The sequence below is a fragment of the Amycolatopsis palatopharyngis genome, from assembly GCF_003385185.1.
Lineage (GTDB): Bacteria > Actinomycetota > Actinomycetes > Mycobacteriales > Pseudonocardiaceae > Amycolatopsis > Amycolatopsis palatopharyngis.
Map to the genome: position 1 here is coordinate 74,104 of NZ_PQHZ01000025.1, position 14,231 is coordinate 88,334.

The window sequence follows — 14,231 nt, forward strand, 5'->3', positions numbered from 1 at the left end:
AATCTGCGAACTCGGGCCCTGGAACTGCCAACTCGGTTAGGGCGCGAGGTTGTTCAGGTCCGCGGAGCGCAGGGCTTCCGGGGTCACCTGGGTTTCGGCGGCGACGAGCGCTTTCAGGGCGTCGCCGTAGTCCCAGGAGTTCACGTTCATCGCGGCTGTGACGACGCCCCGGCGCAGCCAGAACGCGATGAACTCCCGTGCGGACAGATCGCCGCGCACGACGAGTTCGTCGGTGTCCACATCGGCCAGTCCGCGATACTCGCAACCGAGGTCGTACTGATCGGAGAAGAAGTACGGGACGGCGAGGTATGGATCGTGCGCGCCGAGCAGGTTGGCAGCGACGTGCGCGCCCTGGTTCTTGGCGTTGGCCCAGTGTTCGACCCGCACGCGCCGGCCGTAGCGGGGATGGAACTGGGCGGCGATGTCACCGACCGCGTACACGTCAGGAGCCGCGCTGCGCAGGGCCGCGTCAACACTGACACCGCCGTCGTCGGCGATTTCTAACCCCGCGGCGTGCGCGAGTTCCACCCGCGGACTCGCGCCGACCGCGACCAGCACGACGTCGCCGGCCACCTCCTCGCCCTCGGCGAGGCGAACGCCACGCACACCGCTGTCGTTTCCGAGCACCTCGGTGACCTTCGACCCGAAGCGCCACTCGACGCCGTTCTCGGTGTGCAGATCCCGGAACACCCGAGCGACCTCGTCACCCAGCACGTCGGACAGTGGTGCGGACGACTGCTCCACCACGGTGACGTTCGCACCATGGCGACGCGCGGCGGCAGCGGCCTCCGTGCCGATCCACCCACCGCCGACAATGACCACCCGTTCGGCCGACTTGAATTCCTCCCGGAGCGCAAGTGAGTCATCCAGCCCGCGCAGTGTTCGCACACCCGGGAGGTCACCACCAGGTACGGGAAGCACCCTCGGCCGCGATCCGGTCGCGAGCAGCAACCGCTCGTAGGGGTGCTCGTCTCCGCCGGCATCCAGGACCAGGCGGGCGCCGAGTTCGACTCTGCTGGCGGCGACGCCAAGCCGCAGGTCGATGTCGTGTTCGGCGTAGAAGTCCTCACTGTGCACCCAGTCGGGTTCATCGGTATCACCCAGAAGAACCCCTTTGGACAGTGGCGGCAGCTCGTAGGGGCGCCGGGATCCCTCGGCGAGTATCTCCAAGCCACCGGCATATCCCTGTTCACGCAGCGCTCCCGCCGCGGACGCTCCCGCCAGTCCCCCACCGATGATCACAATTCGTTCTGGCCCGGGCATCAGCACTCCTCACCGGTCGCGGATGCGTCGACCGTACCGCCGGGCCGCGACGAAGGCACCCCACGAAGGGCCGGTGAACGAATTACCCGCTGGAGCCGCGTCATGCCACGACACCACGCGCGTTTCACCAGCGCAGGCACGACCGACACAACTGCAGCGACGGAGGGGCGATGACCGTGGCGGTTCGAGACGAATGGGAGATCAGCTGCCGGGACCTGGCGGGCAGGCGACGCCAGGTGACGGTGTTCGCCAGTGATGACCACGTGGTGCTCGTCGCGCCGCCAGGCGAGGCAGCGGTACTGGCCCCGCTCGATGTGGGCAGGCTGCGCGCCGCACTGCGCGATGCGGTGGTCCGGGTGGCCGAGACGTCCAACGGGACCTGACCGGAGGCACCTCGACCCGGACCCCGTTCCTACTCGCGAGTAGGTAAGGTGGGAGCGGACGGCGATACCTCCCAGCAGAGGGTGTGCGATGACGACCTATTTCGTGACGGGTGCGACCGGGTTTCTCGGCAGGCGGCTGGTGGCACGGCTGCTGGAACGCGATGAGACCACCACCGTGTACGCCCTGGTACGCAAGACCTCCGCGCAGCGGCTGACCGAACTCGCCGCCGCCTGGCCGGGCGCGCGACGCCTGGTTCCCGTCACCGGCGACCTGACCGACGAGGGCCTCGGCGTCGACACCTCGGCCCTGTCCCCGATCGATCACGTCGTCCATCTGGCCGCCGTCTACGACTTCACCGCGAGCGAGGCCGCCAACACCGCGGCCAACGTCGAGGGCACTCGCCACGTCCTCGAGTTCGCCCGTGATGCGGGCGCGGGCCGCCTGCACCACGTCTCCTCCATCGCGGTCGCCGGAGATCACGACGGCCGCTTCACCGAGGCCGACTTCGACCTCGGACAGGGATTCGACTCCCCCTACCACGCCACGAAGTTCGCCGCGGAGAAGCTCGTACGTGAGCAGCAGGACGTGCCGTACTCCGTCTACCGCCCCTCCGCGGTCGTCGGTGACTCACGCACGGGCGAAATGGACAAGATCGACGGTCCTTACTACTTCCTGCCGGCCATCTCACGGCTCGCCGCACTACCTTCCGCGCTGCCGCTGGCCGGGCCCCACCTCGGCGCCACCAACCTGGTCCCAGTGGACTACGTGATCGCCGCGATGGACCACCTGATGCATTCCGCCGCCCCGAGTGGAGCCACCTACCACCTCGGATCCGCACGGCCGCAACCCTTGAACGAGGTCTACAACGCCTTCGCCGCCGCCGCGGGCGCCCCACGCATCGGCGCGACCCTGCCTGAGCCTGCTTCTGCCCTGGTGCGGACAGTGGGCTCTCGCGCCGCTCGCGCCGCGGCCGCCGGCGTCGATCGGCTGCCGGGCGGACGCGCCGCACGAGCCCAGGTGCTCGCAGAGCTCGGGATTCCGCTGGAAGTGCTGCCCCACCTGAGCATGGCCGTGCGGTTCGACACCCGCGCCACCGAGGCCGCGCTGGCGGGCAGCGGCATCACCCTGCCCGAGCTCTCGGCCTACGCGGGCCCGGTCTACGACTATTGGCTTCGCCACCTCGACCCCGACCGCGCGCGCCGCAGGCGTTCCGGCGGTCCTCTGCACGGCAGGACAGTCCTGATCACCGGTGCGTCCTCGGGGATCGGCAGGGCTACTGCCCTGCAGGTCGCCGAGCGTGGTGCCACCGTATTGCTCGTGGCCCGCAGGGCCGCCGAACTCGACCAGGTGCGCACCGAGATCGCCGGTTCCGGAGGGCGGGCGCACGCCTACCCCTGCGACCTGACCGACCCGGACGCGGTGGAGTCGCTCGTCAAAACGGTCCTCGCCGAACACGCGGCGGTGGACATGCTGGTGAACAACGCCGGACGCTCCATCCGGCGGTCGGTTCTGCTGTCCACCGAGCGCGTCCACGACTTCGAGCGCACGATGGCGATCAACTACTTCGGCCCGGTGCGGCTGATCCTGGGACTACTTCCCTCGATGTCCAGGCGCCGCTTCGGTCACATCGTCAACGTCACCACACAGGGCCTGCAGACCGACACTCCGCGCTTCGCCGCGTACCTCGCGTCCAAGGCCGCGCTGGAGGAGTTCGGCCTCGCGGCCGGCCGGGAAACGCTGGCGGACGGCATCACCTTCACCTCGGTGCGCATGCCGTTGGTGCGTACCGAGATGATCGCCCCGACCGGGGTGTACCGGGCGTTTCCCGCGAGCAGCCCCCGCCGGGCTGCGGCGCTGGTCGTCGAGGCGCTGGAGCAGCGCCCCGAGGTCCGCAACCTGCCAGAGGGAACGGCGGCGGAACTTGCGGGCCGCTTCGCCCCGCGGCTGACCAGGCTCGCGGCGAACCTGGTCTATCAGGCCGTACCCGAGTCCGCACCGGAAGCACGGCACCAGCCGCGCACTCCTCCGCTGGCCGCGGTCGCGGGTACCGTCACCAGGCTGCTCTGGCGCAGGCGCCCCTGACCGCCCACCCGTCTCCCCCACCACCCAAACGGTGGCGCAGGCGCCCCTGATCCAAGGGGTAGATCAGGCGAAGAGGAACTCCAGCTCGTCGGCCTCCTCGTAGGGCCTGCGTCCGAGATCGGCGATGGCCATCTCGACGTCCACCCTGGGAACCGGCTGCGGTGAGGAGCAGACGGTGAACGCGGTCGCGCAGTAGTCGTCCACGCGCTCGAACAGGCCGCTGGCGATCACCGGCGACCCCTGCCTGCGCTGGATGCCGTTGCCAGCGACCCTGCCCTCCCGTACGGCGAGGTCGAGGCGCTCCTCCTCACCCTCGAAGAAGTGATCGGCGCCGATCTGCTGAATCGTCACCCGCAGACGCTCGGCGAACACGATCGGATCGAGCACGTGCCAGCGGTAGAACCCGACGAAGTCCGGCAACGTCCCGAGCCCGGTACCCGGCTGCCGGACCTCCAGTGGCGCCCCACCGTACGGGGCCGAATGCGGTCCCATCCCCCACGCGGTGCCGACGTAGTCCTCGAGTCCGGTACCGCAGATCGAGGGCGACTCCCCGTCGTCGTCGAGGTACATCTTCACCTCGCCCTCGCCGTACCAGGTCCCCGGATCAAGCGGCCGGACGCCGACCACACATCCGAGGAACCGGCCGGGCCCGCGCAGTCCTTCGGTGATGACGAAGTCCTCGCGCGGAGTGGTCGGATTCTGCCTGCGGAACGAGGCGTGCAACCTGCCGGAAGCAGCCTCGTCGTCCAGCGTGTAGTCCAGCTGGAAGTACACGGTGGAGGGTTTGAGCGAACCGTTGACGAGTTCGACCCGGATCCGATCGCCGAATGCCATCGGGATGTAGCTGTTGAAACCGCGGGCTTCCTGAATACTCGTCAGCGCGGTGGCGAACGAGACGGGCCTGCCGTGCGGCGCGCCGAAGAAGTCCGCGCAGGGCACCGAGATACTCGGTTCCGTCAGATCGTCGTAGTAGACCTCGAGGTAGAGCGCCCGCGTGCGGGTGGGCGGCCCCGGCGGGAACGTCAGCCACAGGTGCCGGACCGTGCCAGGCCCCCGCAGGTCCGCCAGCACAACCCGCTCCCCCGGCTGTACATCCCGGCTGGGCGCGCCCTTGCGGCCGCCCGCGGCGATACCACCCGCGCCTCGCTGCCCGGTCGGGTTCTCGAAACTGACGGACCGGGACTCGCGGACGGGGGAAACGAGGGTGAGATCACTGACGTCGACCACCAGCGCAACGTATCAGTTACCTGCGGTGAACAGGCATCGCCACGACCCACTCCCGCAAAGTCGCACTTTCCCGGGAAAGCGCGGATGGAAAAGCCCATGACCTGGGACGCCAGGACCACCGGGGCGGGGGACGAGCCGAGGGTCATCGGTCGTTTCCGAGCAGGCCCTTGGCGATGTGGGTCACCTGGATCTCGTTGCTGCCCGCATAGATCATCAGCGACTTCGCGTCGCGGGCCAGTTGTTCCACCCGGTACTCCGCCATATAGCCGTTGCCACCGAACAGCTGAACGGCCTCCATGGCCACCTCGGTCGCTGCTCGCGAGGAGTAGAGCTTCATCGCAGAGGCCTCCGCGAGGCTCGGCAGCCTGCCCGCCCGCAGTGTCTCGATCGTGCGGAACACCATGTTCCGTACGTTGATCCTGGCGATCTCCATCTCCGCCAGTTTGAGCTGGACCAGCTGGAACCGGCCGATCTCCTGCCCCCACAACGTGCGGCACTTCGCGTAGTCCACGCACAGACGGTGGCATTCCTCGATGATGCCCAGCGACAGCGCCGCGACACCCATCCGTTCGAAGGAGAAGCTCTCCCGCGCGCTGTCCTTGCCGTCGCCGCCGGTGTGCCGCTCGGACTCACCGAGCAATCTGTCCCTGCCGAGGGCCACGTTGTCGAAGAAGAGCTCCCCGGTGGGCGAGGACTTCATCCCCATCTTCGCGAACGGTTTGCCCTGGATCAGGCCGGGCATACCCGAGTCGAGCACGAAGGTGAGCACCTTCCGGTCCCGCACCGGTGTGCCGTCCCCCTCGTCCAGCTTCGCGTAGACGACGATGGTGTCGGCGTAGGGACCGTTGGTGATGAACGTCTTTTGTCCATTAAGGACATAATCGTCGCCGTCGCGGCGAACCGTGGTCTTCATGCCGCCGAACGCATCCGATCCCGAGTCGGGTTCGGTGATCGCCCACGCGCCGACCTTCTCGAAGGTCGCGAGTCCGGGCAGCCAGCGTTCCTTCTGCGCCAGCGTGCCCCTGCTCAGGATGGTCGACGCCGTGAGCCCGAGGCTCACTCCCATCGACGCGACGATGCCGAGGCTCACCCCGGCGAGCTCGCTGATCGCGACGAGCGCAAGGCTTTCCTGCCCGCCGAGCTCGAAGCCGAGGCCGTCGGACTTCTTCTCCCGTGGCTTCGCGGTTTCCGGCGTAGCGGTCTCGGCGCGCGCCTTCTGCTTGTCCAGTAAGGACTTCACTGCCTCGCCTGCCATGGCATCGACACCGAAGGAGGCGAAGAGTTTGCGAATGAGGTCGTACGGCGGAAGCTGCCCGCTCTCCAGTTCGTCGACGTGCGGGCGGATCTCCTTTTCGATGAACTCCCGGACGGCGTCGCGGATCAGCAGGTCGGTCTCGGACCAGTCGAGCACGGATCAACCCTCCACAGGCAGGCGGTTCGCGATGTCGTCGATCAGCCACGGGCCTTCGGTTTCGATGGTCCGCACGTCGTGCCACCCGGCGAGTTCGGAGATCGCGCCGCCCTGCACGGCGAACACCTTGCCGGTGATCGGGCACTTCTCCGTGGCCAGGTAGGCCACGACCGGGGAGATGTTGGCCGGGGAGAACGCGTCGAACTCACCTTCCTCGACCTCCTGCGCGAAGATCGCCCCCATACCCGGGGTGGCGAGGGTGAGCCGGGTACGGGCGATCGGGGCGATCGCGTTGACCCGCACGCCGTAGCGGTCCAGTTCACCGGCTGCCACGAGGGTCAGTGCGGCGATGCCCGCCTTGGCCGCACCGTAGTTGGCCTGCCCTGCGTTCGGCATCGTCGTGCCCGACGCCGAGGCAGTGTTGATCACCGAAGCGGCCACCGCCTCCCCCGCCTTCGACCGCGATTTCCAGTAGGCCGCCGCGTGCCGCAGCACCGCGAAGTGTCCCTTCAGGTGCACGGAGATCACGGAGTCCCATTGCGACTCCTCCAGCCCCGCGAGGAACCCGTCACGCAGGATGCCCGCGTTGTTCACCACCACGTCGAGCCTGCCGAACTCCGAGACCGCCTGGTCCACGAGTGCGGCGGCACCCTTCCAGTCGGCGACATTGTCGGTGTTCGCGACGGCCGAGCCGCCTGCCGCGACGATCTCGTCCACGACCTCCTGTGCGGGACCGCTGTCGGATCCACTGCCGTCGTTGGCGCCGCCCAGGTCGTTGACCACCACGCTGGCACCCTCGCGGGCGAAGAGCAGCGCGTGCTCACGCCCGATTCCCCGCCCGGCGCCGGTGATCAAGGCGACGCGCCCGTCCAGACTTCCCATCAGTACCGCTCCCTGCCCTGTAGCCCTGTCAGTTTCCGTCGACGACCGCGTAACCGTCTTTGATCACGAGGTCGTCGCCAACGGTGGTCTCGTACGCGTAGGCGGTACCGCCCTCGGCCGAACCCGCGTTCCAGATGTGTGTGGTGATGTCCTGACCTGGAAGCACCGGTTTGGAGAACCGCACCGCGAGCCTGCGCAGGCGCTCGCTGCGCCCGTCCGTGACCTCGGTGAGCACCGCCCATGAGGTGAACGCCAGCGTGCAGAGCCCGTGCGCGATGATCCCCGGCAACCCCGCGGACCTGGCGATCTCGTCGTCCAGGTGGATCGGCATCGGGTCACCCGCGGCTGGTCCGTAGCGAAATGTCTGGTCCTCGTCGACGTGCTGCGTCAGCTTCGCCGCTGGCGGGGTCGCGCGCAGCCGCTCGTCGAACTTGTGCCCCGGAGCCTGCGCACCGACGTTCTCCCCGGCGTCGAAGCCGCGGAAGAACGCGGTGACGTACTGCTCGTTGACCAGCTCGCCGTCCTCTGTGCGGCATTCGAGATAGATCGCCGAGCGCGTGCCGTTGGGCAATCCCTCGTAGCCGATCATCTTGCCGCGCGAGACCAGCCTGTCGCCGGCAACGATGGGCCGGTGGAACCGGAAGTCCTGCTCTCCGTGGACCAGCCTCGGAATCAGCTCGACCGGGACGACCTCCAACGCCGGCTCCATCAGCGCGTGGAAGGCCGGCACGATCGCGAACACCGGAGGGGCCAGCTCGCCCGAGCGGTGTGCCTCGATGGGGTCGTTGGTCGCCTCCGCGTACTCGATGATCCGCTCACGGGTCACCTCGAACCGGTGCTCCTCGGCCCAGGTGTCCAGTCCGGACGCGTCGAACGCCAGGTCCACATTGTCGATTCCGCTATTCGCCATGTCCGCTCCCGTACTTCTCGCCTCAGGCCAGCAGTTCCCGCAGGTTCTCCATGGACTTGTCCAGGTTCTTCTTGCCGTCCTTCTCGACGGCCTTGCCCAACGCGCCGACGATCATCGACCCGCTGAACTCCGCGTCGATGACGGCGGTAGAGCCTTCGGGGGCCTGCCTGACGGAGAGATCGAATCGCACTTTGACCCCGGCCATCCCGGTGCCGGAGATGGACAGCGTGTTCGGCGGCTGATAGGAGTCGACAGTCCACTCGATGGTGTTCGGCATGCCCATCATCGTCACGACCTCGGTGATCTTGGTGCCCTGACTGAACTCCGCGGGGACCTCGCCCTTCCACTTGGTGTGGATGGTGAGCCACTTCTCGAAGTTGTTCGGGTTGGAGAAGACCTCCCATACTTTTTCCGGCGGCGCGGGGAGGTCGACCGATGCGTTGATCTGACCCATGTTCTTTCCTCCTGATTTGCTTTTCCTTGTGGCTGCTTCAGCGGTCGGCGGGCCGATAGGCGGTCACCACGACGGCGCCACCGAGGCCGATGTTGTGTTGCAGGGCGACGCTGGCACCCTGCACCTGACGGCGCTGCGCGGTGCCGCGCAACTGCCAGGTGAGTTCGGCACACTGCGCGAGGCCGGTCGCGCCCAGTGGGTGCCCTTTGGAGATGAGCCCGCCGGAGGGGTTGACCACCCAGCGGCCGCCGTAGGTCGTGTCGCCCGCGTCGACGAGCTTGCCGCCCTCGCCCTCCGGGCACAGTCCCAGTGCCTCGTAGGTGATCAGCTCGTTGGTGGAGAAGCAGTCGTGCAGTTCGATGACGTCCACATCAGCCGGTGCGATCTCCGCCTGCTCGTATACCTTTGTCGCTGCCGCCCTGGACATCTGAGCACCCACCAGGCTGATCGCCGAGTTGTCCTCGAAAGTGCTAGACATGTCGGTCACCATGGACTGGCCCACGATCTCCACCGCCTGCGCCGCGAGACCATGTTTGTCCACAAAGGCTTCACTGGCGATGATGGCGGCGCCGGAGCCATCTGATGTGGGCGAGCACTGCAGCTTCGTCAGCGGTTCGTAGATGGTCTTCGCGTCCAGGATCTCCGCGAGGGAGTACTCCTCCTGGAACTGGGCGTAGGGGTTGTTCACGGAGTGGCGGTGGTTCTTCTCGCCGATCCTGGCGAACTGTTCGGCGGTCGTGCCGTACCTCTCCATATGCTCCCGGCCTGCCGCACCGAACATCCAGGGCGCGGGCGGCATCGCCACCTCGCGCAGTTCGGCCAGCGCAAGGATGTGTTTGAGCATCGGCTGCTCGCGATCATCGTAGGTACTGCCGAGCGATCCGGGCTGCATCTTCTCGAAGCCCAGCGCCAGCGCGCAGTCCACGGTCCCGCTGCGCACCGCCTGAGCGGCCAGGAAAAGCGCGGTCGAGCCAGTGGAACAGTTGTTGTTCACATTGATCACGGGGATACCGGTGAGGCCGAGTTCGTAGACGGCGCGCTGTCCGGAGGTGGATTCCCCGTAGACGTAGCCGACGTAGGCCTGCTGCACCTGTTCGTAGCCGATGCCCGCATCGGCAAGGGCGTTGGTGCCCGACTCCTTGGCCATCGCGGGGTAATCCCAACCCTCACGACGTCCCGGCTTCTCGAACTTCGTCATCCCGACGCCGACGACGTAGGTCCTGTTACCCACCGCGAGGCCTCCCTTGTTCACGATCGGTTCTCCTTGCGTCACAAACATACCAACAGGATTGTATGTTGACTAGAGGTATGGTGATCCGGGGAGGCGATCCATGACTCAGGACACGTGGAACTCGGTCGAGCAGTACTTCGACGGCTTACTCATTCCGGCCGATCCGGCGCTCGACGCCGCGGCTCGGGCCAGCGAGGATGCGGGTCTTCCGCCGATCGCGGTGGCAGCCAATCAGGGCAAGCTTCTGCACCTGCTGGCGAGGATGATGGGGGCGCGCGACATCCTGGAGGTCGGCACCCTCGGTGGCTACAGCGCCATCTGGCTGGCCAGGGCCCTTCCGGAGGACGGCAGGCTGGTGACGCTGGAGGCCGACCCCAAGCACGCCGAGGTGGCCGAGGCCAACCTGGCCGCTGCGGGGCTCGGTGACCGGGCCGAGGTAGTGGTGGGCCGGGCACTGGACACGTTGCCGCAACTGAGCGGGCCGTTCGACCTCGCGTTCATCGACGCGGACAAGGAGAACAACGCGGAGTACTTCAGCTGGGCACTGCGATTGTCCCGGCCGGGCAGCGTGATCATCGTGGACAATGTCGTACGAGCGGGACGGGTCGCACAGGACGATTCGGACGATTCGGCGGTTCAGGGTGTCCGTAGGCTGCTCGACCTCATCTCCGCCGAACCACGGGTCGACGCGACGGCACTGCAGACGGTGGGCGGCAAGGGTTACGACGGCCTGACCATCGCGCTTGTCTTGTCCTGACACGGTAATTCGGTTGCCTGCCGGGCATTCTCCGGTAACCATGTCGCATATGACCACCGAGCGAGTACGTCCGCTGAAGCCGTCCGCCGTGACCCGGCCGGCGCTGCGACAGCAGATCCGTCCACTGTGGAGGTCCACGCTCCTGCCATCGTGACCGGCGCGCTGGTCGCCGGTCTGGTCGCGGGGTACGGGATCGCGCTGCCGGTCGGCGCGATCGGGTCGTACCTCGTGTCGTTGACCGCGAGAACCTCGCTGCGGATCGGCTGCGCTGCGGCACTGGGAGTGGCCAGCGCGGACGGCCTGTACGCACTGGCGGCGGTCGTGGGCGGCAGCGCCGTCGCAGGATTGCTCACACCGGTCGCCACGCAGTTCCGGATCGCATCGGTGCTGGTGTTGTTGTGCCTGGCTTCCTGGACGGTGGCCACCGCGATCCGGTCGTACCGGGTACGGAAAACGGTCGACGAAGCCGCGGCACCCGGACCATGGCGTGCCTACTGCGGCCTGCTCGGCATCACGCTGCTGAATCCGGCCACTGTCGTGTACTTCACCGCACTCGTGGTCGGCAACAGCCAGGCGATCGCCGATTCCGTGCCCGCGCGGACGGTGTTCGTGGTCGCCGCGTTCGCCGCGTCGGCAAGCTGGCAACTGACACTGGCCGGTGGCGGTGCCCTGCTGGGCAGGCTACTGACCGGTCCACGCGGGCGGCTGCTGACGGGCCTGAGCTCCGGCGCCCTCATCGCCGCACTGGCAGTCTGGATGCTCTCGTAACCGTCCACCGATAGGTACGCCTGCAAGTACCACCAAGCAAGATCTGTGCCGCTAACCGCCACCAACTCCGCGCCTTGCCGGGGGCGAGGCGACCGGGTTGGTGGTAGTTGGCGGTCGTGTCGATCTTGCTTGGTGGTACTTGCAGACGCTCCAGCTTTAGTTCAGGAAGCCGCGGAGGAGGGACGCGGTGCCCTCGATGTGCTCGGCCATCGCGTGCCGGGCCGCTGCGGAATCGCCGGCCAGGATCGCGTCCACGATCGCCTCGTGCTGAACGTTCGAGTGCTCGAGGTTCGGTTCCAGCAGCGGGATCTCGTCGAGCAACTGGTTGATCCGCATCCGCACGTCCGCCACCGCGGTGGTGAGCGAGCCCGACGCTGTCACCTCGGCTATGGCCAGGTGCAGCCGCGAATCCCGGCGTCGGTAGTCGTCGATTCCCGCCGCACTGCTCTCGGCGAGGGTGGTGGTCAGGTGCCTGCGATCGGCCGGCGTCAGCGAGCGGGCCGCCGCCAGTTCGGCCACACCGGTCTCCAGCACGTGTCGCAGGCTGAGCGCGTCCTCCAGAACACCGGGATCGGCCGACCGGTGCGCGACCCTCGGTGCCGGCAGGCTCTCGGTGACGAACGTACCGCCGTAGCGGCCCCTGCGGGACACGACATACCCGGCGTCGGCCAGTGCGCGGATGGCTTCCCGAAGGGTGACCCGGCTGACCCCGAGGCGCTCGGCGAGCTCCCGCTCGGCGGGTAGCCGCTCCCCCGCGCCGACGACGCCGAGCCGAACAGCCTGCAGCAACCGCTCGACCGTCTCCTCGAACGCGTTACCCGTCCGCACCGGCCGGAACAGCGCCTCCCCCGCGCTGACCCCGTGGACCAGGCTCCGCACGGGGTCCGCGTCCCTGCTGGGCTCGGCGGTCACGGCGTACTCCCTCCCGGTCATGCATGAGACACCGAGTGTATGCCGTACCGCTCGATCGGCCCGTCGGCTCAGCACTCGATGACGTTCACCGCGAGTCCACCGCGAGACGTCTCCTTGTACTTGACCTTCATATCCGCACCGGTCTCGCGCATCGTCTTGATGGCCTTGTCGAGAGTGACGATGTGACTGCCGTCGCCACGCATCGCCATCCTCGCGGCATGGATCGCTTTCGAGGCGCCCACGGCATTGCGCTCGATACACGGAATCTGGACCAGTCCGCCGACCGGATCGCAGGTCAGACCGAGATGGTGCTCGACCCCGATCTCAGCCGCGTTCTCCACCTGTCTGGGTGATCCTCCGAGCACCTCGGTCAGTCCGGCCGCGGCCATCGCACACGCGGAACCGACCTCGCCCTGACAGCCGACCTCGGCACCGGAGATCGAGCCGGTCTGCTTGAGCACCGAACCGATCGCGCCCGCGGTCAGCAGGAAGGTCACCACGCCGTCGTCATCGGCGTCCGCGATGAACCGGCGGTAGTAGTGCAGCACCGCGGGGATGATCCCCGCAGCGCCGTTGGTCGGTGCGGTGACCACCCTTCCACCGGAGGCGTTCTCCTCGTTCACCGCCAGTGCGTACAGGCTCACCCAGTCCATCGCGTACAGCGCGTCGCCGACGCCGTCCTCATCGCGCAGCTTGTCGTGCAGTGCCTTGGCTCTGCGCGGCACCTTCAGACCACCGGGCAGCACACCGCCGTGTTCACAGCCGTTACGCACGCACTCGACCATCACGTCCCAGATCCGCAGCAGGCCCGATCGGACCTCCTCCTCGCTACGCCAGCAGAGTTCGTTGCGCAGCATGATCTCGCTGATCGGCAGGCCGGTTTCCGCACAGTGCGCGAGCAGGTCTCCTCCGGTACGGAAGGGATGGGGCAGCGCGGTGCTGTCCTCGACGATGACCGGGTCGGCGCCGTCTCCAGGGAACGCGGTCTCGTCCAGGACGAATCCGCCGCCCACCGAGTAGAAGGTGCGCTCCCGCAGGATTTCGCCATCCGCGTCGAACGCCCGGAACACCATCCCGTTCGGGTGTGCGGGCAGGGACCGGCGACGGTGCATGACCAGATCGCCGTCCTCGCGGAAGCCGATCTCATGACTGCCCAGCAACGGCAGTTTGCGCGCCGCACGGATCTCGGCCATCCGGATGGGCACCAAATCGGTGTCCACGGACTCCGGTCGCTCGCCCGCCAGTCCGAGAACGACCGCCTGCGCACTGCCGTGCCCGTGCCCGGTGGCGCCAAGGGAGCCGAAGAGTTCGGCCTTCACCCGGTGAGTGCGCTTGATCTCACCGCTGTCGGCCAGTCCGTCCACAAAGGATCTCGCGGCCCGCATCGGCCCCACCGTGTGCGAACTGGAGGGACCGATGCCGACCGAGAACAGATCGAAGATGCTGATCGCCATTGATCCGACCTCGTCACTTGAGGGTTACACAGTGCAGCCGACGGCGGCCGAACGTACAACTGTGCATCACCCGATTATTGGCGAAAATTACTGTCTACTGAGTAGCGTTGCCGCTTCTTGGCTTGCGGGGGTGGTGTGGTTGAGGAGGTGGGTGAGGTTGTCGGGCAGTGTCTCACCGCGGTGGTGTTTGGTCTGGGCGTACAACCGTCCGGCGCGGTAGGAGGACCGGACCAGCGGCCCGGCCATGACACCGGCGAACCCGATCCGCTCGGCATGCTGGGAATGCTCCACGAACTCCTCCGGCTTCACCCACCGATCCACCGGATGATGCCGCGGCGACGGCCGCAAATACTGGGTGATCGTCAAAACCTCACACCCCGCGTCGAACAGATCCCGCATCGCGTCCCCGACCTCGTCGGGCGTCTCACCCATCCCCAGGATCAGGTTCGACTTCGTCACCAACCCCGCCTCACGCGCCGCCGTCAACACCCGCAAC

General features: G+C 67.5%; 14 protein-coding genes. 4 read left to right on the top strand and 10 right to left on the bottom strand.

Going from position 1 to position 14,231, the window contains the following annotated elements; genetic code table 11:
• Positions 1–36: 36 nt before the first annotated feature.
• On the bottom strand, positions 37–1,263 hold the full coding sequence (locus D0C15_RS19525) for an NAD(P)/FAD-dependent oxidoreductase (protein WP_116047498.1): 1,227 nt from the start codon (positions 1,261–1,263) through the stop codon (positions 37–39).
• Positions 1,264–1,439: 176 nt separating this feature from the next.
• On the opposite strand from D0C15_RS19525, the gene D0C15_RS19530 reads away from it, so the two are divergent.
• Positions 1,440–1,646 carry a hypothetical protein gene (locus D0C15_RS19530; RefSeq protein ID WP_162830154.1) on the top strand — a complete coding sequence of 69 codons (207 nt, stop codon included), beginning with the start codon at positions 1,440–1,442 and terminating at the stop codon, positions 1,644–1,646.
• 88 nt (positions 1,647–1,734) lie between these two features.
• Positions 1,735–3,729 (top strand): SDR family oxidoreductase, encoded by a 1,995-nt coding sequence (locus D0C15_RS19535; protein WP_116047504.1) that lies wholly within the window; start codon positions 1,735–1,737, stop codon positions 3,727–3,729.
• Between the two features lie 63 nt (positions 3,730–3,792).
• Here D0C15_RS19535 and D0C15_RS19540 read toward each other — a convergent pair whose 3' ends face one another.
• The 6 genes from D0C15_RS19540 to D0C15_RS19565 all read right to left on the bottom strand — a co-directional run bounded on the left by D0C15_RS19540 (position 3,793) and on the right by D0C15_RS19565 (position 9,865).
• Complete coding sequence (locus D0C15_RS19540) at positions 3,793–4,956, bottom strand: glycoside hydrolase family 172 protein (RefSeq protein WP_116047507.1); 1,164 nt, start codon at positions 4,954–4,956, stop codon at positions 3,793–3,795.
• Between the two features lie 142 nt (positions 4,957–5,098).
• Positions 5,099–6,367: an acyl-CoA dehydrogenase family protein gene (locus D0C15_RS19545; RefSeq protein ID WP_116047510.1), complete on the bottom strand. Its 1,269-nt coding sequence runs from the start codon at positions 6,365–6,367 to the stop codon at positions 5,099–5,101.
• 3 nt (positions 6,368–6,370) lie between these two features.
• Positions 6,371–7,249 (bottom strand): SDR family oxidoreductase, encoded by an 879-nt coding sequence (locus tag D0C15_RS19550; RefSeq protein ID WP_116047513.1) that lies wholly within the window; start codon positions 7,247–7,249, stop codon positions 6,371–6,373.
• 28 nt (positions 7,250–7,277) lie between these two features.
• Entirely contained in the window at positions 7,278–8,159 is an 882-nt protein-coding gene (locus tag D0C15_RS19555; RefSeq protein WP_116047515.1) for a MaoC/PaaZ C-terminal domain-containing protein, read from the bottom strand.
• Positions 8,160–8,181: 22 nt separating this feature from the next.
• Positions 8,182–8,613 (bottom strand): type II toxin-antitoxin system Rv0910 family toxin, encoded by a 432-nt coding sequence (locus D0C15_RS19560; protein ID WP_116047518.1) that lies wholly within the window; start codon positions 8,611–8,613, stop codon positions 8,182–8,184.
• 37 nt (positions 8,614–8,650) lie between these two features.
• Positions 8,651–9,865: a lipid-transfer protein gene (locus D0C15_RS19565; RefSeq protein WP_245976015.1), complete on the bottom strand. Its 1,215-nt coding sequence runs from the start codon at positions 9,863–9,865 to the stop codon at positions 8,651–8,653.
• A gap of 79 nt (positions 9,866–9,944) precedes the next feature.
• Between D0C15_RS19565 and D0C15_RS19570 the strand changes: the two genes are divergently transcribed.
• Both D0C15_RS19570 and D0C15_RS19575 read left to right on the top strand, forming a co-directional pair.
• On the top strand, positions 9,945–10,601 hold the full coding sequence (locus tag D0C15_RS19570) for an O-methyltransferase (RefSeq protein WP_116047520.1): 657 nt from the start codon (positions 9,945–9,947) through the stop codon (positions 10,599–10,601).
• A 150-nt stretch (positions 10,602–10,751) separates the two neighbouring features.
• Positions 10,752–11,369, top strand: a complete 618-nt coding sequence (locus D0C15_RS19575; protein ID WP_116047522.1) for a LysE family transporter — start codon at positions 10,752–10,754, stop codon at positions 11,367–11,369.
• A gap of 156 nt (positions 11,370–11,525) precedes the next feature.
• On the opposite strand, the gene D0C15_RS19580 is transcribed toward D0C15_RS19575, so the two are convergent.
• The 3 genes from D0C15_RS19580 to D0C15_RS19590 all read right to left on the bottom strand — a co-directional run.
• Entirely contained in the window at positions 11,526–12,281 is a 756-nt protein-coding gene (locus D0C15_RS19580) for a FadR/GntR family transcriptional regulator (protein WP_245976019.1), read from the bottom strand.
• A gap of 68 nt (positions 12,282–12,349) precedes the next feature.
• A complete protein-coding gene (locus D0C15_RS19585) occupies positions 12,350–13,735 on the bottom strand; it encodes an L-serine ammonia-lyase (protein ID WP_116047527.1) in 1,386 nt (461 codons plus the stop codon).
• 87 nt (positions 13,736–13,822) lie between these two features.
• The coding region (locus tag D0C15_RS19590) for a lipoyl synthase (protein ID WP_483964187.1) at positions 13,823–14,231 on the bottom strand (409 nt) is incomplete at its 5' end.